We start from the raw sequence: 18623 nt of genomic DNA, 5'->3' as shown, positions 1-18623 counted from the left end.
GGACGGGGCGGGCTCGGCGGCAGGAGTCGGGGAGGCGGTCGCCTCGATCCCTCTCGACGCCGGTGCGCCGACGGGATCGTGGGACGGCTTTTGTTGCGGCGGGCGTCCCGTCCTCCCGGGGGTCGCGCGCGTCGCTCCGGCATCGTCCGACGCAGCCCGTCCGGCCACGGCCGGCACCGTGCTCCTCGGAGCGGCGCCGGAACCGCTGGACCGCCCCGCCGGATCGCCGTCCGCTGCACTCGTCCGGTCCGTGGCCTCCGGGTCCGTCTCCGGCCGGTCGGCGCTCGCCGTCGCTCCTCCGCTCGACGCCGGCGCAACCGCCTCGGCCGTTGCGCGCTCGTCCACCCGCGCGGAGGCGTCCTCCGCCGCCACGAGCGCGCCGCCCCCGTTCCCGGACAGCAGCACCGCCGCGCCGACGACTCCCGCGACCGCGAGTGCCGCCGCAGCGGACGCGGCGACGACCACTCCTGTTCCACTGCCCGCTCTCGACGCTCGGACCGCGCTCGACGCTCGAACCGCGCTCGACGCCCGGACCGCGCTCGGCAGCGGACCGGAGGCCGCGCCGGAGCCCCCGCCCGCCGCCCAGGCGGCCGCACCGCTCACGCCGGCCGAGAGCGGCAGCAGCACCGACGCGAGGCGGCGCGCAGTGCTCTCGGCCTCCGCCAGCGCCTCCCGGCAGGAGAGGCACCCGTCCAGGTGCCGGTCGATGCGGTGCCTGTCCCGGACGGGGGCTCGTCCTCGCGCGTACGTCCCCGCCCGCTCGAGCACCCACTCGCACTCGCCCGTCGCCGAGGCGTCCGCCACGTGCTCCCGGATCCACCCGGAGCGCAGCCCCTCCCTCGCCCGCACCCCGAGCGCTGCGACCGCGTTGGGCCGCAGGCCCATCAGCGGCGCGGCGGCGGCGGGGGACAGGCCCTCCACCTCCGTGTACCAGAGCACCTCCTGCCAGCGCGGCGGCAGCGCCCGGAACGCGCGCGCGCCCAGGTCGCGCTCGAGGGCGGCGAGGGCGTGCGCCTCGGGATCGGGGCCGGCAGAGGGGAGGGCGCGGTCGGCCTCGTCGAACGGCCGCTCGTGCCGGTCCCGCCGGGCCCAGGACCCCGCGACGTTGCGGACGGCGGTGAAGAAGTAGGGGCGGAAGGCGCCCTCGGGTCCGCCGCCGCGCTCGATCGCCCGCAGGACGCGGAGGAACGCCTCCGAGACCAGGTCGTCGGGGTCGGAGCTGCTCGCCCACGCCCGGGCCACGGTGCGCCCGGCCGAGGAGTGGCGGCGCCAGAGCTCGGAGACGGCGTCGGTGCGGCCCTCCCGGACCAGCGCGACGAGCTCCTCGTCGCTGCGGCCGTCGACGCGCTCGGAGCGGCGTCGAGGACCCACGGCGACGCCCTCCCTCCCGGTCCCGCGCCGGGACCGCCCGAGGGATCGTCGCACGATCGCGCGTGCCCGCCCTCGACTGGCGCGACTCCCGCGCCACCCGGCCCGCTTGCTAGAGTGAGCCCGCCGCGACTGGCGTTCGGATGGGTGACCATCAGGGAGCGGCACCTCCTCCGGGGCAGCGCCCCGGACACTTTTCCCGCCGCACGCCTGGGCTGGAACGGATACCGTAGATCGGGTCGCCCGAACGAGCCGTGTCGCGCCGCAGCGACCTGCCGGGCCCCTTCCGTTTCCCAGCCAAGGAGCGTCCGTGTCCTCTTCCCCCGCCAGCCCCGGCGTCGCCGCCTCGTTCGACCAGCCCGTGTCGGTGGTCGACCCCGAGATCGCCGCCGTGCTCCAGCAGGAGCTCGACCGCCAGCGCGGCTACCTCGAGATGATCGCGAGCGAGAACTTCGTGCCGCGCGCGATCCTCGAGTCGCAGGGCTCCGTCCTGACCAACAAGTACGCCGAGGGCTACCCCGGCCGCCGCTACTACGGCGGCTGCGAGTTTGTCGACATCGCCGAGCAGCTCGCGATCGACCGCGCCAAGGCCCTCTTCGGCGCCGAGTTCGCCAACGTCCAGCCGCACTCCGGAGCCTCCGCCAACGCCGCGGCGCTCGCCGCGCTCGTGCAGCCCGGAGACACCATCCTCGGCCTCGAGCTCGCGCACGGCGGCCACCTGACCCACGGCATGAAGCTGAACTTCTCGGGCAAGCTCTACAACGCGACCGCGTACGGCGTCGACCCGCAGACCTTCCGCATCGACATGGACGCGGTCCGCGAGAAGGCCCTCGAGGTCCGCCCGCAGGTGCTCATCGCCGGCTGGTCCGCCTACCCCCGTCAGCTCGACTTCGAGGCGTTCCGCGCCATCGCCGACGAGGTCGGCGCGAAGCTCTGGGTCGACATGGCCCACTTCGCCGGCCTCGTGGCGGCGGGGCTGCACCCGTCGCCGGTGCCCTACGCCGACGTCGTGACCACCACCGTCCACAAGACGCTGGCCGGCCCGCGCTCGGGGCTCATCCTCGCGAAGCAGGAGTACGCCAAGAAGCTGAACTCGGCCGTCTTCCCCGGCCAGCAGGGCGGCCCGCTCATGCACGTGATCGCCGCGAAGGCGACCGCGTTCAAGCTCGCCGGCGAGCCCGAGTTCGCCGATCGCCAGGCACGCACCATCCGCGGCGCGCAGATCCTCGCCGAGCGCCTCACGGCGGCCGACTCGAAGGCCGAGGGCATCGACGTCCTGACCGGCGGCACGGACGTCCACCTCGTCCTCGCCGACCTGCGCGACTCGCCGTTGGACGGCAAGGAGGCCGAGGACCGCCTCCACGAGGTCGGCATCACGGTCAACCGCAACGCCGTGCCGTTCGACCCCCGCCCGCCGATGGTCACCTCGGGCCTGCGCATCGGCACGCCGGCGCTCGCGACGCGCGGCTTCGGCGACACGGAGTTCACCGAGGTCGCCGACGTCATCGCGGAGGCGCTCAAGCCCTCGGCCGACCTCGAGGCGCTGCGCGGCCGTGTCGCCCGCCTCACCGACGACTTCCCGCTCTACCCCGGGCTGTAGTCGATCCGCTGCACCACCCGCGCGGCGGAGTACGGGGCACCGCCCCCCTCCGCCGCGCCACGACCGAGGAGCCCGAGATGACGGCACAGGTACTCGACGGCGTCGCGACGGCGACGGCGGTCAAGACGGAGATCGCGGAGCGGGTCGCCGCTCTGCGCGAGCGGGGCGTCGTGCCCGGGCTCGGCACGCTGCTGGTGGGGGACGATCCCGCCTCCCGCTCGTACGTCGCGGGCAAGCACCGCGACTGCGCGGAGGTCGGGATCGAGTCGATCCGCGTGGACCTCCCCGCGACCGCGTCGGCGGACGACATCCGCGCCGCCATCCGGCAGCTCAACGACTCGGAGGCCGTGACCGGGTACATCATCCAGCTCCCGCTGCCGAAGGGCATCGACGAGAACGCGATGCTCGAGCTCATGGATCCGGACAAGGACGCCGACGGCCTGCACCCCACCAACCTCGGCCGCCTGGTTCTCGGCGTCGAGGGCGAGCTGGACAGCCCGCTGCCCTGCACGCCGAACGGGATCGTCGAGATGCTGCAGCGCCACGGCATCCCGACCTCGGGCCGGCACGTCGTCGTCGTGGGCCGCGGGCTCACCGTCGGCCGTCCGCTCGGGCTCCTGCTCACGCGGAAGGGCCTCGACGCCACCGTGACCCTCACCCACTCCCGCACGGCCGATGTCGCCGCGGAGGTGCGCCGCGCCGACATCGTGGTGGCCGCCGTGGGCGTGCCCGGGCTCATCCGCGCCGACTGGGTGAAGCCCGGCGCCGCTGTGCTCGACGTGGGCATCACGCGGGTCGAGAACCCGGAGACGGGCCGCGCGAAGCTGACCGGCGACGTCGCACCGGAGGTGGCGGAGGTCGCGGGCTGGCTCTCGCCCGTGCCCGGCGGCGTCGGCCCGATGACGCGCGCGATGCTCATCCACAACGTGGTGACGGCGGCCGAGCGCGCCCTGCGCTGACCGGTCCCGCGCCACGGGACCCGCGCCGGACCGCGCTCGGGGGCGACGTCCAGTCGCCTGCCGGTAGCGTGGCCCGGCGCTCTCGCGTCCCCCACTCCGTCGGACACGTCCTCGGAGCGCGCCCCGCCCCACGAGGAGAACCCATGCTCACCGTCACCGCCTACGCCGCCCCCTCCGCGACCGAGCCGCTCGTCCCCACCACCATCGAGCGCCGCGACGTCGGACCGCACGACGTGCTCATCGAGATCGCCTACTCCGGCATCTGCCACTCCGACATCCACACCGTCCGCGGCGACTGGGGACCGGTGGCGTACCCGCTGACCGTCGGCCACGAGATCGTCGGCGTCGTCGCCGAGGTCGGCTCCGAGGTCACCAAGCACTCCGTCGGCGACCGCGTCGGCGTCGGCTGCATGGTGAACTCCTGCCGCGAGTGCGAGAACTGCCTCGCGGGCGAGGAGCAGTACTGCCTGAAGGGCAACACCGGCACCTACGCCTCCGTCGACCGCGACGGCACCATCACCCAGGGCGGCTACTCCACGCACGTCGTCGTCGTCGAGGACTTCGTGCTCCGCGTGCCGGAGTCGATCCCCTACGAGGCCGCCGCTCCGCTGCTCTGCGCGGGCATCACGACCTACTCGCCGCTCTCGCACTGGGAGGCGGGCCCCGGCAAGCGGGTGGCCGTCGTCGGCCTCGGCGGGCTCGGCCACATGGCCGTCAAGTTCGCGCACGCGATGGGCGCCGAGGTCACCGTGCTCTCGCAGACCCTCAGCAAGAAGGAGGACGGCCTCCGTCTGGGCGCCGACCACTACTACGCGACGCGCGACGAGGCGACCTTCACCGATCTCGCGAACACCTTCGACCTGATCGTCAACACGGTCAGCGCGCCCCTCGACCTCGACGCCTACCTGGGGCTCCTGCGCCGCAACGGCACGATGGTGAACGTGGGCGCTCCGGCCGAGGCGCTGCCGCTGCACGTCTTCACGCTCTTCGGCGCCCGTCGCTCCTTCGCGGGCTCGGGCATCGGCGGCATCCGCGAGACCCAGGAGATGCTCGACTTCTGCGCCGAGAAGGGCATCGCGAGCGAGGTCGAGGTCGTCTCGGCGTCGCAGATCAACGAGGCCTACGAGCGCGTCCTCGCCTCGGACGTCCGCTACCGCTTCGTGATCGACGCCTCCACGTTCGAGAAGTGAGGGCGGCCGGGGCGCTAGCCTCGGCGGCATGAGCGAACGGAGCCACCCGGCCGTCGACCGCGTCCTCGCCGACCTCGACCGGCACGGCGTGCACCCGACCGTGCGCTGGCTCGATTCGGCCGCGTCGACGGCGGCACTGGCGGCCGAGGCGCTGGGCGTCGACGTCGGCCAGATCGCCAACTCGCTCGTGTTCCTGATCGACGGTGCGCCGCTGCTGGTCCTGACCAGCGGCGGCCACCGCGTCGACACCGCCTGGCTGGGCGTGCAGCTGGGCGGATCGATCACCCGGGCGCCGGCCGCGGAGGTGAAGTCCGCGACGGGCCAGACGATCGGCGGGATCGCGCCGGTGGGCCATCCCGCGCCGCTGCGCACCGTGGTCGACACGGCCCTCGCCGCCTACGACGTGGTCTGGGCTGCGGCCGGGCACGCGCACACCGTCTACCCGACGAGCTTCGCCGAGCTGGTTCGGGTCACCGGGGGAGAAGCGCGCGCCGTCGTTCCGCCGGATCCGGCGCCGTAGCGGCTGGACGAGGAACGCCCCCTGCGACGCGAGGTCGCAGGGGGCGTCGACGGAAGCAGAGGTCAGAGCACCCGACCCGCGCCGTCGGCGGCCGTGACCAGGAAGAGCTCCGGAGTCGTGAAGCCCTTCTCGGCGAAGGCGGCGAGGACCGCGGCGCGGACCTCCTCCTCCTTCTCCACCGGGGTGAGGGCGATCGCGGAGCCGCCGAAGCCGCCGCCGGTCATCCGGGCGCCGATCGCTCCGGCGCCGCGCGCCGCCTCGACGGCGGTGTCGAGCTCGGGCACCGAGATCTCGAAGTCGTCGCGGAGGGAGACGTGGCCGGCGTCGAGCAGATCGCCGATCGCCCGGGGACCGTGCTCGCGCAGGGTGCGGACGGTCTCGAGCACGCGGACGTCCTCGGTCACGACGTGCTTCACGCGCCGGTAGGTGACGTCGTCGAGGAGCTCCTGGGCGCGCGGCAGGTCGTCGACCGTCAGCTCGCGGAGCGACGGCACGCCGAGGGTCGCGGCGCCGAGCTCGCAGGAGGCGCGCCGCTCGGCGTAGCCGCCGGTGGCGTGCGCGTGCTCGACGCGCGTGTCGACGACGAGCAGGACGAGGCCGGCCTCCTCGAAGCCGAGGGGGACGACCTCGGTGTCGAGGCTGCGGCAGTCCAGGAACACCGCGGCGTCGCGCTTCCCGAAGAGGGAGGCGGACTCGTCCATGATCCCGGTGGGGGCGCCGACCGCGACGTTCTCGGCGCGACGGCCGACGCGGGCCATCGTCGCGCGGTCGAAGCCGAGGTCCCAGAGCTCGTCGAGGGCGACGGCCATCGCGCACATCAGCGCCGCCGAGCTCGAGAGCCCCGCGCCGACCGGCACGTCGGAGTCGACGTACGCGTCGAAGCCCGAGCGGGAGCCCAGGTCGACGCCGTACTCGGTGAGCGCCCAGACCACGCCGAGCGGGTAGGCCGACCAGCCGGTCACGGCGCCGGGGCCGAGCTCGTCGAGAGCGACCTCGACCACCTCGGGGGAGAAGGCGCTGCTGATCCGGATCAGGCGGTCCTCCCTCGGAGCGACGGCCATCGCCGTGGCGCGGTCGATCGCGAAGGGGAAGACGAAGCCGTCGTTGTAGTCGGTGTGCTCGCCGATCAGGTTCACGCGGCCGGGGCCGGCCCAGACGCCCGCGGCGGGGCGGCCGAAGGTGCGCTCGAAGGCGGCGGCCGCGCTCTCGGCGACGGCGGTCAGGGAGGCGGGAGCGGCGGTCATCGGTTCTCCTCGGCGATGTCGGCGGCGGTGGTGGCGGGAGTGGCGGCGCCGCCGGGAAGCGAGTCGTCGCTGTGCGCGGCGACCGGCAGCGCCGCGTCGGGGCGCTGTGCGATCCCGGCCTCGAGCACGGCCGCGTCGGCCCGCTCGATCGCCGCGCGCAGGGCCGCGGCGCTCGTCTCGGGGGCGATGTCGCCGATCCAGGCGCCCATCGCGGCCTCGCTCCCCGCGAGGTACTTGAGCTTCGTCTCGGCGCGGCGGGGCGAGGTGATCTGGAGCATCAGGCGCACCTCGTCGCGGCGCTCGTGCACCGGGGCCTGGTGCCAGGCGGCGATGTAGGGCGTCGGGGTGTCGTAGAGGGCGTCGATGCCGCGGAGCAGGCGCTGGTACATCACAGCCAGCTCGTCGCGCTCCTCCGGGGTCGTCGCCGCCAGGTCCGGGACGTGGCGGTGCGGCAGGAGGTGCACCTCGACGGGCCAGCGCGCGGCGAACGGCACGAACGCGGTGAAGTGCTCGCCGCGGAGGAGGACGCGCTCGCCGGCCTGCTCGAAGGCGAGGACGTCGGCGAACATCGACGGCCCGTAGCTGTCGAGCGAGGCGAGCAGGCGGGTCGTGCGCGGCGTGACGTAGGGGTAGGAGTAGATCTGCCCGTGGGGATGGTGCAGCGTGACGCCGATCGCCTCGCCGCGGTTCTCGAACGGGAAGACCTGCTGCACGCCGGGAAGGGCCGAGAGGGCGCCCACGCGGTCGGCCCAGGCCTCGACCACGGTCCGGGCTCGGGAGGCGCTGAGCGTGGCGAACGAGCCCTCGTGCTCGGGGCTGAAGCAGACGACCTCGCAGCGGCCGACGCTGGTCAGCGTCCGGCCGAGCCCGAGAGTGCGCAGGTCCTCCAGGGAGGCGGGCGCGTCCGCGTCCTCGAGGAGCGGGCCGAAGGAGGGGGAGCGGTTCTCGAAGACGGCGACGTCGTAGCGGCTGGGCACCTCCGACGGGTTCGTCGGCGACGCCGGGGCGAGCGGATCGAGCTCGGCCGGCGGCAGGAACACGCGGTTCTGGCGCGACGCGGCGATGGAGACCCACTCGCCGGTCAGCACGTCCTGGCGCATCCGCGCGGTGGCAGGGCGGGGGTCGAGGTGGCGTGCGTCGGCGGCGCGCTCCGGGGGGAGGGTCGTGTCGGCGTCGTCGAAGTAGAGGAGCTCGCGGCCGTCGGCCAGCGTGTGCAGGCGCTTGACGACGCCGGCGGAGAGTGTGATCGCTTCGTTCATGGCAGGAGTCAGACTAGGGCCGCACCTTCGAAAAGGAAAGCTCGTTTTCCCTTTGACAAGTCCACCGGCCCGCGGGCACGATGGGCGGATGAGGACGGACGGCGAGCAGGAGTCCACGTCGGCGATCGAGCGCCGGCTGCGGCTGCGTCTGGCCGCCGAGAGCTCGGGCTTCGTCGGGGTCGCCCCGATGGCCGACATGCTCGGGGTCTCGGTCGTCACGGTCCGCTCCGATCTCGCCCTGCTCGCGAGCGAGGGCGTCCTCCAGCGGGTGCGCGGAGGGGCGATCCCGGCGCCGAGGCCCACCGGTGAGCGCTCGCTCGAGGAGGGCCTGAGCGCCGCCTCCGACGAGAAGGCCGCGATCGGCGAGGAGGCCGCCGCCTCCGTCTCCTCCGGGCAGAGCATCGTGCTCGACGTGGGCACCACCCCGCTCGCCATCGCGCACGCGCTCGTGGCGCGGGAGGAGCTGCGCGACGTCACGGTGATCACGAACGGCCTCTCCACGGCGCTGGCGCTCGAGCCGGCCATCCCGCGCTTCACGGTCGTCGTCACCGGGGGCACTCTGCGGCCGCTGCAGCACTCGCTGGTCGAGCCGCTCGCGTCCGAGCTGCTCGAGCGGATCCGCGCCGACATCGCCTTCATCGGCTGCACCGGCGTGCACCCCGAGGCCGGCGTCACCAACGTCAACCTCCCGGAGGCGACCCTGAAGCGCCGGATGCTGCAGGCGGCGACCCGCCGGGTCGTGGTCGCGGACTCCTCGAAGCTCGGAGTGGTCGACCTCGGCCGGGTCGCCGCTCCCGACGAGTTCGACCGTCTGCTCACGGGGGCGGGGGCCGCCGACGGAGTCGTCGCCGCTCTGGAGGAGGCGGGGCTCGCGGTCACCCGCTGCCGGACACTCGGCGAGCGCGTCAGTCCGTAGAATCGAGGAATGGCCGACTTCACCCCCGCCCCCGCCACCGGGCGCCAGTTCTCGCTCGACCTCACCGCCGAGGGACGCACCCTGCACGCCGTCGTGACGGAGGTGGCCGCAGCGCTGCGCCACCTCTCGGTCGACGGAGTGGAGATCACCGCCTCCTACCCGGAGAGCACCGTCCCGCCGTTCGGCTCGGGCATCGTCCTGATGCCCTGGCCCAACCGCGTCAAGGACGGGCGCTGGCACCACCGCGGCGAGACGCTCCAGCTCGCGATCACCGAGCCGAAGTACCACAACGCCATCCACGGCCTCCTGGTGAGCACCCCGTACCGCCTCGTCGACCAGGGCCCGTCCTTCGTCGAGCTGGCCGCGCCGGTCGTGCCGCAGGCGGGCTACCCGTTCCACCTCGAGACCTCGGTCCGCTACGAGCTGCAGGCCGACGGGCTGAAGGTCGTCCACCGCGTCGTCAACGTCGGAGCCGACGAGGCGCCCGTCGCCATCGGCACGCACCCCTTCCTCGCCATCGGCGACGTCCCGACCGACGAGCTCGAGATCACCGTCGACGCGGCGGTGCACATCGAGGTCGACGAGCGCCTCAACCCCACCGTGCAGAACCCGGTCGAGGGCACCGAGTGGGACCTCCGCTCCGGCCGCCGCATCGGTGACCTGGAGCTCGACGACGCCTGGGCCGACGTCCGGATGGTCGACGGCGAGAGCGTGCACGGCCTCCGCGCCGCGGACGGCCGCCGCGTGCTCCTCTGGGCCGACGCCTCGCACAACTTCATCCAGGTCTTCATCACCCGGATCTTCCCCGACGGCGACGACGTGAAGACCGCGATCGCCGTGGAGCCGATGACCGCTCCGGCAGAGGCGTTCAACAGCGGGCAGGGCCTGCGCTGGCTCGAGCCGGGCGAGGAGTGGACCGTCGCGTGGGGCATCCGCCACGAGGGGTTCCCCACCGCGTCATGACCTCCCTCGCGGCCGTCGGGCGCGACGACGAGGCCAAGCGCGTCGCCCTCGTCCGGATGAAGCGGCTCGCCACGGGCCTGCTCGTGGTGATGGCCGTCGTCTTCGCCGTGTCGTTCGCCCTGCAGGAGCGCTACCCGTGGCTGCAGTGGGTCCGGGCCGCGAGCGAGGGCGGGATGGTCGGCGCGCTCGCCGACTGGTTCGCCGTGACCGCGCTGTTCCGGCGGCCGCTGGGCCTGCCGATCCCGCACACCGCGATCATCCCGACCAAGAAGGACGAGATCGGCGCGAGCCTCGCGCAGTTCGTCGAGGAGAACTTCCTCCGCGGCGCCATCGTGCGCGAGAAGCTCGACTCCTTCGGGATCGCCCGGCGGGCGGGGCTGTGGCTCGCCGAGCCGGAGAACGCGCACCGGGTCGGCGGCGAGAGCGCCGCGGCCGTCCGCTCGGCGATCGCCCTGCTGGACGACTCCGACGTGCAGCGCGTGATCGAGGCGCTGGCGCGGCGCCACCTCCTCGACCCGCAGTGGGGCCCGCCGCTGGGCTCGCTGGTGGGCAGCGTGGTCGAGGCGGGCCACCACCGGCGCCTCGTGGACACGCTGGTGGAGCAGGCGGAGGCGTGGCTGACCGCGAACCCGCAGAGCTTCACCCGCATGGTCAGCGGCCGCCTGCCGAGCTGGCTGCCCTCCGCGGTCAGCCGAGCGGTGGACGAGCGGCTGTACCGCGAGGCGCTCGTCTTCGTCGCGGCGGTGCGCGAGGACCAGGTGCACCCGTTCCGGATCGCGATCGACGGCTACCTCGCCACGCTCGCGCAGGATCTGGGCACCGACCCCGACCTGATCGCCCGGGTCGAGGAGATCAAGAACCGCGCCTTCGACAGCCCGCGCGTCCGCGAGCTCGCCGGGGACGCCTGGGAGGCGACGAAGGCCTCCCTCCTCGGCGCGATGGACGACCCGTCGAGCCCCCTCCGCGGCAGCATCGAGTCGATCGTGGTCGATCTGGGCCGCCGGCTCTCGACCGACGCCGGCCTCGCGGCGACCGTCGACTCCTGGATCGGATCGGTCGCGGCCAACCTGGTCGACCGCTACCGCACCGACATCGCCAGCATCATCGGCGACACCATCCACCGCTGGGACCCGCGCGAGACGTCCGAGAAGCTCGAGCTGCAGGTCGGGAAGGACCTCCAGTTCATCCGGATCAACGGCACCGTCGTGGGCTCCCTGGCCGGGCTGGTCATCTTCACCGTCGCGCACGCGCTGCTCGGCTCGTGAAGCGGGGCGCCCGGGCCCGCTCCGCAAGCCCTCGTCGGCGTCGGTGGTCGGGCGTACGGTCGCACCATGAGCGATGACAACACCACCGATCCCGATGTCAAGACCGAGGGCGACGTCCTCGGCGCCCGTGCCGACGACGGCAGCGACACCAGCGCCAGCAAGGACCCGTCCGACTGGGTCACCGGCGATGAGCCGATGACCGGCCCGCAACGCAGCTACCTCGACACCCTCGCGCGCGAGGCGGGCGAGACCCTGCCCGCCGACCTCACCAAGGCCCAGGCCTCCGAGCACATCGACCGCCTGCAGTCCTCCACGGGCCGTGGCGACGGCAGCAACGGGCGCGACTGATCCCGCCGGGGCGCCCCGGGGCTGAGCATCAGTCCCCGTCGGCGCCCCCGTCCGGGGCGCGCACACCGCGCCCCGGCGTCCCTAGGGTTCCGTCATGGCGATCTCCCGCACCACGCGCAACGCCCTCGACCTCATCGACGCGATCCGGATCCCCGGCCGCATCGATCCCCGTCTGGCCCGGCAGGTGACCCTGTCCCTCCGCCAGCTCCTCGAATCCGGAGCCTTCGGCCCGAGCGAGCGGCTCCTCCGCCGCCGCGCGAGGAGGCTCCGCTCCCGCACCCGCGAAGCGGCCGCGTTCCGGCAGACGCGCTCGGCCGGCTGCACCGTCCACCCCTGAGCCTGCTGAACGGAGCCGCTCCGCTGTGACCGGCGACGGGACAGACACCGTCCGCGCGGTCGTCTAGAGTTCCTGGCATCCGGTCCGCCGGATGCCCGCCGCAGTCTCCCGGCCGGTCGACAACGGAGTCGTCCCGGCGCGGGTCATCCCCCCGTTCGCGCGTCGAACGCTCCGCTGGTTCCAGCACCCCGCTCCCTCCTCGAGAAGGGACTCCCGCGATGACGACTCGCGTCTCGCACACTGCGACGACCGTCCGCCTCGTCCGCTGGTACCGGATCGACTCCGACTGGCTCTCGGAGGTCGTCACCGGCCGCCTGCTCGAGCACCAGGACGGCCGCTGGCGCCTGCTCGTCGGCGAGAAGGTCCGTGACTACCCGGACGAGGTGTGGTCGCTCTGCCACGAGTGACGTCGTCGCGGAGCACTGCGGCCCGGACGAGGCGTCAGAGGTAGAGGTAGTACGTCTTCGCGCAATCCGTCGAGCAGAACGGGTCACGGCGGCGGGCCGGCCGGACGCGGCACGCCTCGCACAGCCGAGGCCGGCGCAGGAGGACGCGGAGGACGGTCAGCACCTCTGCACGGTAGTGCGGCGACCTGGCTGCGCCCTGGCACTGTCCGGAAAGCGCGACCAGGCGGTCGTGTGGTGGGCCCCGTCGGGCTCGAACCGACGACCCGCGGATTAAAAGTCCGCTGCTCTGCCAACTGAGCTAGAGGCCCGCGCGCTCCAGGGTAGCGGGCCGTCGACGCCCCCCGGAGCAGGTGCGGCCCGGAGCAGGTGCGGCCCGGAGCGCGGACGATCCCGGAGCGGACCGCGTCCTCCGCGCGGGCATACCCGCCCAGCCGCGGGCGTTACCCTCCTCGAACCCCCTACGGAGCGCGAGCGCGAGAGCGTCCGCGCGCACGACCGCGGAAGGCGGCCCCATGACAGACGGCTTCCACAAGCCGACCAAGTTCCCCTCCCACGTCTTCGAGGCGTTCCAGGGAGGAGAGGACCCGGCGCAGATCAGCCGCGTCGCCCACGAGACCGCGATCGCGCTGCTGAGCCGTGTCCGGAACGACCCCGACCCGGTGGTCATCGACCGCCTGGTCGAGTACACCGACCACAACGGCATCGACGCGCTGGCCGAGCTCTGGGCGCGCTCCAGCGCGGCGAGCCTGCCGGGCGCCCTCTGGCGGATCTACCTGCTGCGGCTGGTCATCCGGCAGGACCCGGAGAGCACGAGCTTCCTCTACCAGCGCGGAGTCGAACTGTCCGCCACGATCGACCCGGTGGTCGCCGGAGCCAGCACTCCCACGGGGCCGGCCGAGATCACCGAGCTGGCCGACCGGATCCTCCGCGGCGTCTTCGACGGCGACTTCGCGGTGGCACTGGACCGCGCCGCGGCGTTCTGCCGCGTGAGCGCCTCCGGAGCCGTCTCGGTCGCCGACGACGTGGAGCCGGTGAACCCCGTCCGGGCGAGCGAGCTGACCACCCGCGCCCTGCGCCTCTCGACCACCGCGGCCGAGCTCGTGAGCTGCGCGCGGCTGTGGCGGAGCGACTCCCTGGAGTGACGCGCAACCCGCGTTCACCCACTGCGAACGCCGCTCGCCGCCACCGCGGAGGCCTTTGGTAGACTGGCGGAAGCCGGATCGCAGTAACCCCGGGCTCCACTTATAGCCGCTTCGAGCGGCCTCGCGCCGAGAGGCGTTCCTGCGGTCCGGCCCCTTCTCTGCTCGCATCGCCGCCACGGTGCGCGAGGCGAGGGCCCAGGAGGAGTCGATCCTCGCCCGAGTCCCCATAGACAGGCGCCAGCGGAATGAAGAACAGCAGAGCTCTCCGGATCGGCGCGCGCGTCTGGGCGGGGGCGGGGCTGCTGGTCGTCGCCGCCCTCTACCTCCTCGCCGCCCCGAGCGTCGACGACGCGGAGGGCGCCCAGTTCGCCGCGGGGGTCTCGCTCTCGCAGGGCACGGTGATGCGCGTCCTCGCGGTCCTCGACGTGCTCGCCGGGCTCTGGGTCCTCATCCGCCCGCGCAGCTATCCGGGCATCACCGCTGCGGCGGTGGCCGTGATCTCGCTCTGGCTGGCCCCCCGGCTGGGCGACCCCGCGCTCGTGCCGATCGGCACGTTGGCGCTGGATGTCCGATTCGTGACGCATCCGATCGAGGTGTCGGTCGTCGTTGCAGGCCTGGCCGTGACAGCCTTCTGGATGACGCGGAATCTTTCAGCCCGGGCGCGGGCGAGGCGGGGCTGATGACGGACGACACCACTGCGGAGGCGGCTGTCCTCCTCGAGCGCATCGCCGGGGGAGAGCAGGCCGCGTTCGCCGCGCTCTACGACCAGATGGCCGGCCGGGTCCTCGGCCTGATCATCCGCGTCCTCGTCGACCGCTCCCAGTCCGAGGAGGTGGCCCAGGAGGTCTTCCTCGAGATCTGGCAAACCGCTGGGCGTTTCGCTCCGAATAAAGGAAGCGCGACGACCTGGATCCTCACGATGGCACACCGCAGGGCCATCGACAGGGTCCGCGCGGCTCAAGCCGGCCGTGATCGGGACATGCGCATCGGAATCCGAGACCTCGGACGCGACTACGACCAGGTCTCCGAGCAGGCGGAGGTGTCCCTCGAGCACGAGAAGGTCGCGGCCGCCATGGGCCGCCTGACGGAACTGCAGCGGCAGGCGCTGCAGCTCGCTTACTACGGCGGATACTCGCACAGCGAGATCGCGGGGATCCTGCAGTGCCCCGTGGGAACCGTCAAGACACGCCTGCGTGACGGAATGATCAGACTTCGAGAAGAGATGGGGGTGGCCCTGTGAACGATGTGCGACTCCCCGACGGGATGGAAGACCCGCGCGATCTCGCGGCGGGTCACGCACTGGGCATCCTGACGCCCGAGGAGCAGGAGCGCTACGAGCGCTTCCTCTCCGAGCACCCGGAGGCGCGCTGCGAGGCCGACGCGTTCGCCGAGGTGGCGGAGGCGCTGGTCGCCGACGCACCCGCCGTGGAGCCCTCGCCGGGCTTCAAGGCCGACCTGATGGCGCTCATCGCCACCACTCCGCAGCTGCCGCTGGAGGAGCCCGACGAGGACCACGAGGCGCCCGCCGCGCCCCGTCTGGTCCCCGTCGCCTCCGAGGGCGAGCGGAGCGGTCCGACGGCTCGCCGGGACGGTGGCGGCAGCGCCGCGAACCGCGCCCGGAGCCGCTGGTTCGCCCGCCCCGCGGTCTACCTCTCGGCGGCCGCGGCCGCCGCGGTGATCGTGGTCGGCGGAGTGACCCTTCCGCCGCTGCTCTCGTCCGGCCCCGGCCAGACGCAGCAGCAGACGGCTCTGGAGCAGATCCGCAGCGCCCCCGACGCGCAGGAGACGACCGGCACGGTCGCCACCGGCGAGCAGGCGACGCTGGTCTGGTCGAGCTCGCTCGGCCGCTCCGCCCTCGTGGTGGACGACCTGGCGCCGCTGCCGGAGGACAAGACCTACGAGCTCTGGTACATCGGCTCATCCGGTCCGGTCGCCGCAGGGACGTTCGACGGGGGAGAGGGCAGCACCGTGGCCCCGCTCGAGGGGAGCCTGACCGAGGGCGGAGTCGTCGCCGTGACGGTCGAGGACGCCGGCGGCTCGCCGACTCCGACCACCGATCCGATACTGGCGATCGACATCGCCTGACGGCCCGAGCACGAGAAGAGCCGCACTCCCATGACGGAGTGCGGCTCTTCTCGTTCCCGGAGGGAACGCGGTGGAACGAGAGCGAGCCGCGACCCCGGAGGGACGCGGCTCGCTCTCGTCTGCGGCGGATCAGCCGAAGCGGCCCGAGACGTAGTCCTCGGTCGCCTGGACGGACGGCCGCGAGAACATCGTCGCGGTGTCGTCGTACTCGATGAGCTTGCCCGGCTTGCCGGTGCCCGCGATGTTGAAGAACGCGGTGCGGTCCGAGACGCGCGAGGCCTGCTGCATGTTGTGGGTCACGATGACGATCGTGTAGTCGTTCTTGAGCTCCTCGATGAGGTCCTCGATCGCGAGGGTCGAGATCGGGTCGAGGGCGGAGCAGGGCTCGTCCATCAGGAGGACGTCGGGAGAGACGGCGATCGCGCGGGCGATGCACAGACGCTGCTGCTGGCCGCCGGAGAGACCGGAGCCCGGCTTGTCGAGGCGGTCCTTCACCTCGTTCCAGAGGTTCGCGCCCTGGAGCGAGCGCTCGACGAGCGCGTCCGCGTCCGACTTCGAGATGCGGCGGTTGTTGAGCTTCACGCCGGCCAGCACGTTGTCCCGGATGGACATCGTCGGGAACGGGTTGGGGCGCTGGAAGACCATGCCCACCTGCCGGCGGACCTGCACCGGGTCGACGCCCGGGCCGTACAGGTTGTTGCCGTCGATCAGGACCTCGCCCTCGACATGCGCGCCGGGGATGACCTCGTGCATGCGGTTGAGCGTGCGGAGGAAGGTCGACTTGCCGCAGCCGGACGGGCCGATGAAGGCGGTGACCGTGCGGGGCTCGATGGCGAGCGAGACGCCCTCCACCGCGAGGAACTGGCTGTAGTAGACGTTGAGGTCGTTGACCTCGATGCGCTTGGACATTGCTTCCTTCGGGGATTCCGGCCGGAGCCGAGTGGTGGGTGTCAGCGGCCGAGCTTGGGGGCGAAGATCTTCGCGATCAGGCGGGCGACCAGGTTCAGCGCCATGACGATCAGGATGAGGGCCAGCGCGCCGGTCCAGGCCCGGTTGAGGAACGCCTCGGCGTCGGGGCCCTGGTTCGCGTACTGCGTGTAGACGAAGACCGGGAGGGTCATCATCCGCTCGCTGAAGAGGTCGTAGTTCATCGACGCGGTGAAGCCGGCGACGATGAGCAGCGGGGCGGTCTCGCCGATGACGCGGGCGATCGCGAGGGTGATGCCCGTCGTGATGCCGGCGATGGAGGTCGGCAGCACGATCTTGACGATGGTCAGCCACTTCGGCACGCCCAGGGCGTAGGACGCCTCGCGCAGCTCGTTCGGGACCAGCTTCAGCATCTCCTCCGACGAGCGGACGACCACGGGGATCATCAGCACGGCGAGGGCGATCGAGCCGGCGAAGCCCATCCGGACGCCGGGCCCGAGGAGCAGCGCGAAGAGCGCGTAGGCGAACAGGCCCGCGACGATGGAGGGGATGCCCGTCATCACGTCGACGAAGAAGGTGATCGCCCGGGCGAGGTGGCCGCGGCCGTACTCGACGAGGTAGATCGAGGTGAGCAGGCCGATCGGCACCGAGATCAGCGCGGCCATGGCCGTGATCTCGAGCGTGCCGATGATCGCGTGGAGGGCGCCGCCGCCCGCGTCGATGACGTTGCGCATCGACGAGGAGAAGAAGAGCGGATCGAACCGCGCGACTCCGTTGGAGACGACCGTGTAGAGCAGGGAGATCAGCGGGAGCAGCGCGATGATGAACGCGGTCGCGACCAGCGAGGTCACGAGGCGGTCGACAGCCTTGCGGCCGCCCTCGACCAGGCGCGAGACCACGTAGATGGCGACGTCGAAGAGGACGGTGCCCCAGAAGATCGCGCCGACGAGGCTGAAGTCGTTCATCATGCCGGCCGCCTGGAGGATCAGGAAGACGGCGGCGAACACGACCCAGCTGCCGACGAGCAGCATCCAGGGGGTGCCCTTGGGCAGCTTGCCCGCCTGCAGCGAGAAGGGCATCGACGAGGTGGCGGCGGACATCAGTTGGCTCCCGAGAAGGCCTTGCGGCGGTTGACGATGAACCGCGCGACCGAGTTCACGACGAGGGTGATGACGAAGAGGATGAGGCCCGAGGCGACGAGGACGTTGACGCCGACTCCGCTCGCCTCCGGGAACTGCAGCGCGATGTTCGCGGCGATGGTGTTCGAGTTCTGCGAGGTGAGCAGGAGGAAGGAGACGACCGTCGCGGGCGAGAGCACCATCGCGACGGCGAGCGTCTCGCCGAGGGCCCGGCCGAGGCCGAGCATGGCGGCCGAGACGATGCCCGGGGCGCCGAAGGGCAGGACGGCCATGCGGATCATCTCCCAGCGGGTCGCGCCGAGCGCGAGCGCCGCCTCCTCGTGCAGGCGCGGGGCCTGGAGGAAGATCTCGCGGCAGACCGCGGTGATGATCGGGATGACCATGACGGCCAGCACCACCGAGGCGGTGAGGATCGTCTTGCCGGTGCCCGACGCCTGGCCGCCGAAGAGCGGGAACCAGCCGATGTTCACGTTGAGGAAGAGGTAGAAGGGCTGCACCATCGGCGCCAGCACGGTCGCGCCCCAGAGGCCGAAGACCACCGAGGGGACGGCGGCGAGGAGGTCGACCACGTAGCCGAGGGCCATCGCGATGCGGCGCGGCGCGTAGTGCGAGATGAAGAGGGCGATCGCGATCGAGAGCGGCAGGGCGATCACCAGGGCGATCACCGCCGACCAGACCGTGCCGAACACCAGGGGGCCGACGTAGGCCCAGAAGCTCGTCGCGTCGCCGGGGAGGCTGCCGGCCGGCGCGGTGAACGCGGGGATCGACTGCGCGATGAGGAAGATCGCGACGGCGGCGAGGACGAGGAGGATGAGGGAGCCGGCGGCGACGGTCGAGATCGAGAAGACCCGATCTCCGACACGCACCTTCGCCTTCGGGCGGACGACGGTCTCAGTTGCCATTCCAGGGGACTCTCTTCAGACGAGGGGGTTCGGCGGGGCGCACAGGGAGATG

20 protein-coding genes and 1 tRNA gene are annotated in these 18623 nt (G+C 72.7%); 14 read left to right on the top strand and 7 right to left on the bottom strand.

Features of this window, described 5'->3' with window-relative positions; all coding sequences use genetic code 11:
- On the bottom strand, window positions 1-1371 hold a 1371-nt coding region (locus C5C71_RS14645), incomplete at its 3' end, for a sigma-70 family RNA polymerase sigma factor (protein ID WP_104337951.1).
- Window positions 1372-1678: 307 nt separating this feature from the next.
- Between C5C71_RS14645 and glyA the strand changes: the two genes are divergently transcribed.
- From glyA to C5C71_RS14625, 4 genes are all read left to right on the top strand, one after another.
- Window positions 1679-2968: a serine hydroxymethyltransferase gene (gene glyA, locus C5C71_RS14640; RefSeq protein WP_104337950.1), complete on the top strand. Its 1290-nt coding sequence runs from the start codon at window positions 1679-1681 to the stop codon at window positions 2966-2968.
- A gap of 77 nt (window positions 2969-3045) precedes the next feature.
- Entirely contained in the window at window positions 3046-3927 is an 882-nt protein-coding gene (locus C5C71_RS14635; protein WP_104337949.1) for a bifunctional methylenetetrahydrofolate dehydrogenase/methenyltetrahydrofolate cyclohydrolase, read from the top strand.
- Window positions 3928-4070: 143 nt separating this feature from the next.
- A complete protein-coding gene (locus tag C5C71_RS14630; RefSeq protein WP_104233905.1) occupies window positions 4071-5117 on the top strand; it encodes an NAD(P)-dependent alcohol dehydrogenase in 1047 nt (348 codons plus the stop codon).
- Between the two features lie 28 nt (window positions 5118-5145).
- The gene (locus C5C71_RS14625; RefSeq protein ID WP_104224720.1) at window positions 5146-5637 is read left to right on the top strand and encodes a YbaK/EbsC family protein; all 492 of its coding nucleotides are present in this window, start codon (window positions 5146-5148) and stop codon (window positions 5635-5637) included.
- Window positions 5638-5699: 62 nt separating this feature from the next.
- Here the strand turns inward: C5C71_RS14625 and galK are convergent, their stop codons facing one another.
- Both galK and galT read right to left on the bottom strand, forming a co-directional pair.
- Window positions 5700-6881, bottom strand: a complete 1182-nt coding sequence (galK, locus tag C5C71_RS14620; RefSeq protein WP_104224719.1) for a galactokinase — start codon at window positions 6879-6881, stop codon at window positions 5700-5702.
- Window positions 6878-8140: a galactose-1-phosphate uridylyltransferase gene (gene galT / locus C5C71_RS14615; RefSeq protein WP_104337948.1), complete on the bottom strand. Its 1263-nt coding sequence runs from the start codon at window positions 8138-8140 to the stop codon at window positions 6878-6880. Before galT ends, galK begins: the two co-directional genes overlap by 4 nt.
- Before the next feature lie 88 nt (window positions 8141-8228).
- Here galT and C5C71_RS14610 point away from each other — a divergent pair, with 88 nt between their 5' ends.
- The 6 genes from C5C71_RS14610 to C5C71_RS14585 all read left to right on the top strand — a co-directional run bounded on the left by C5C71_RS14610 (window position 8229) and on the right by C5C71_RS14585 (window position 12376).
- Complete coding sequence (locus C5C71_RS14610; protein ID WP_104224717.1) at window positions 8229-9056, top strand: DeoR/GlpR family DNA-binding transcription regulator; 828 nt, start codon at window positions 8229-8231, stop codon at window positions 9054-9056.
- Window positions 9057-9065: 9 nt separating this feature from the next.
- Window positions 9066-10019, top strand: a complete 954-nt coding sequence (locus C5C71_RS14605) for an aldose 1-epimerase family protein (RefSeq protein ID WP_104263066.1) — start codon at window positions 9066-9068, stop codon at window positions 10017-10019.
- Complete coding sequence (locus tag C5C71_RS14600; protein ID WP_104324503.1) at window positions 10016-11284, top strand: DUF445 domain-containing protein; 1269 nt, start codon at window positions 10016-10018, stop codon at window positions 11282-11284. Before C5C71_RS14605 ends, C5C71_RS14600 begins: the two co-directional genes overlap by 4 nt.
- Window positions 11285-11350: 66 nt before the next feature.
- Window positions 11351-11632 (top strand): DUF3072 domain-containing protein, encoded by a 282-nt coding sequence (locus C5C71_RS14595; protein ID WP_104337947.1) that lies wholly within the window; start codon window positions 11351-11353, stop codon window positions 11630-11632.
- A 94-nt stretch (window positions 11633-11726) separates the two neighbouring features.
- On the top strand, window positions 11727-11969 hold the full coding sequence (locus C5C71_RS14590) for a hypothetical protein (RefSeq protein ID WP_104324502.1): 243 nt from the start codon (window positions 11727-11729) through the stop codon (window positions 11967-11969).
- A 218-nt stretch (window positions 11970-12187) separates the two neighbouring features.
- Entirely contained in the window at window positions 12188-12376 is a 189-nt protein-coding gene (locus C5C71_RS14585) for a hypothetical protein (RefSeq protein WP_104224712.1), read from the top strand.
- Between the two features lie 232 nt (window positions 12377-12608).
- Here the strand turns inward: C5C71_RS14585 and C5C71_RS14580 are convergent.
- Window positions 12609-12684 (bottom strand) — tRNA-Lys (locus C5C71_RS14580).
- Between the two features lie 204 nt (window positions 12685-12888).
- On the opposite strand from C5C71_RS14580, the gene C5C71_RS14575 reads away from it, so the two are divergent.
- From C5C71_RS14575 to C5C71_RS14560, 4 genes are all read left to right on the top strand, one after another.
- The gene (locus C5C71_RS14575; protein WP_104261007.1) at window positions 12889-13518 is read left to right on the top strand and encodes a DNA-directed RNA polymerase subunit beta; all 630 of its coding nucleotides are present in this window, start codon (window positions 12889-12891) and stop codon (window positions 13516-13518) included.
- A gap of 245 nt (window positions 13519-13763) precedes the next feature.
- Window positions 13764-14198 (top strand): hypothetical protein, encoded by a 435-nt coding sequence (locus C5C71_RS14570; protein WP_104224710.1) that lies wholly within the window; start codon window positions 13764-13766, stop codon window positions 14196-14198.
- A complete protein-coding gene (sigK, locus tag C5C71_RS14565; RefSeq protein WP_104224709.1) occupies window positions 14198-14758 on the top strand; it encodes an ECF RNA polymerase sigma factor SigK in 561 nt (186 codons plus the stop codon). The genes C5C71_RS14570 and sigK overlap by 1 nt, the downstream gene beginning before the upstream one ends.
- Window positions 14755-15603: an anti-sigma factor domain-containing protein gene (locus C5C71_RS14560; RefSeq protein WP_146084477.1), complete on the top strand. Its 849-nt coding sequence runs from the start codon at window positions 14755-14757 to the stop codon at window positions 15601-15603. Before sigK ends, C5C71_RS14560 begins: the two co-directional genes overlap by 4 nt.
- A gap of 129 nt (window positions 15604-15732) precedes the next feature.
- Here the strand turns inward: C5C71_RS14560 and pstB are convergent, their stop codons facing one another.
- From pstB to pstC, 3 genes are read right to left on the bottom strand one after another with little or no spacing between them, the layout of a single operon-like run.
- The gene (gene pstB / locus C5C71_RS14555) at window positions 15733-16512 is read right to left on the bottom strand and encodes a phosphate ABC transporter ATP-binding protein PstB (protein WP_104224707.1); all 780 of its coding nucleotides are present in this window, start codon (window positions 16510-16512) and stop codon (window positions 15733-15735) included.
- 41 nt (window positions 16513-16553) lie between these two features.
- Window positions 16554-17630, bottom strand: coding sequence for a phosphate ABC transporter permease PstA (gene pstA, locus C5C71_RS14550; RefSeq protein WP_104224706.1), 1077 nt, complete (start codon window positions 17628-17630; stop codon window positions 16554-16556).
- The gene (gene pstC, locus C5C71_RS14545; RefSeq protein WP_104227270.1) at window positions 17630-18571 is read right to left on the bottom strand and encodes a phosphate ABC transporter permease subunit PstC; all 942 of its coding nucleotides are present in this window, start codon (window positions 18569-18571) and stop codon (window positions 17630-17632) included. The genes pstA and pstC overlap by 1 nt, the downstream gene beginning before the upstream one ends.
- Between the last annotated feature and the right edge of the window lie 52 nt (window positions 18572-18623).

The organism is Rathayibacter sp. AY1C1, assembly GCF_002932105.1.
GTDB lineage: Bacteria > Actinomycetota > Actinomycetes > Actinomycetales > Microbacteriaceae > Rathayibacter.
This window is presented reverse-complemented; position numbering and strand designations above follow the sequence as displayed.

Coding starts and splice junctions, on each gene's coding strand:
- C5C71_RS14570 (WP_104224710.1), top strand. CDS start 13,764: ATGAAGAACAGCAGAGCTCTCCGGATCGGCGCGCGCGTCTGGGCGGGG.
- C5C71_RS14610 (WP_104224717.1), top strand. CDS start 8,229: ATGAGGACGGACGGCGAGCAGGAGTCCACGTCGGCGATCGAGCGCCGG.
- pstC (WP_104227270.1), bottom strand. CDS start 18,571: ATGGCAACTGAGACCGTCGTCCGCCCGAAGGCGAAGGTGCGTGTCGGA.
- C5C71_RS14585 (WP_104224712.1), top strand. CDS start 12,188: ATGACGACTCGCGTCTCGCACACTGCGACGACCGTCCGCCTCGTCCGC.
- C5C71_RS14630 (WP_104233905.1), top strand. CDS start 4,071: ATGCTCACCGTCACCGCCTACGCCGCCCCCTCCGCGACCGAGCCGCTC.
- C5C71_RS14590 (WP_104324502.1), top strand. CDS start 11,727: ATGGCGATCTCCCGCACCACGCGCAACGCCCTCGACCTCATCGACGCG.
- pstA (WP_104224706.1), bottom strand. CDS start 17,630: ATGTCCGCCGCCACCTCGTCGATGCCCTTCTCGCTGCAGGCGGGCAAG.
- C5C71_RS14635 (WP_104337949.1), top strand. CDS start 3,046: ATGACGGCACAGGTACTCGACGGCGTCGCGACGGCGACGGCGGTCAAG.
- pstB (WP_104224707.1), bottom strand. CDS start 16,512: ATGTCCAAGCGCATCGAGGTCAACGACCTCAACGTCTACTACAGCCAG.
- C5C71_RS14595 (WP_104337947.1), top strand. CDS start 11,351: ATGAGCGATGACAACACCACCGATCCCGATGTCAAGACCGAGGGCGAC.
- C5C71_RS14575 (WP_104261007.1), top strand. CDS start 12,889: ATGACAGACGGCTTCCACAAGCCGACCAAGTTCCCCTCCCACGTCTTC.
- galK (WP_104224719.1), bottom strand. CDS start 6,881: ATGACCGCCGCTCCCGCCTCCCTGACCGCCGTCGCCGAGAGCGCGGCC.
- C5C71_RS14605 (WP_104263066.1), top strand. CDS start 9,066: ATGGCCGACTTCACCCCCGCCCCCGCCACCGGGCGCCAGTTCTCGCTC.
- C5C71_RS14625 (WP_104224720.1), top strand. CDS start 5,146: ATGAGCGAACGGAGCCACCCGGCCGTCGACCGCGTCCTCGCCGACCTC.
- sigK (WP_104224709.1), top strand. CDS start 14,198: ATGACGGACGACACCACTGCGGAGGCGGCTGTCCTCCTCGAGCGCATC.
- C5C71_RS14600 (WP_104324503.1), top strand. CDS start 10,016: ATGACCTCCCTCGCGGCCGTCGGGCGCGACGACGAGGCCAAGCGCGTC.
- galT (WP_104337948.1), bottom strand. CDS start 8,140: ATGAACGAAGCGATCACACTCTCCGCCGGCGTCGTCAAGCGCCTGCAC.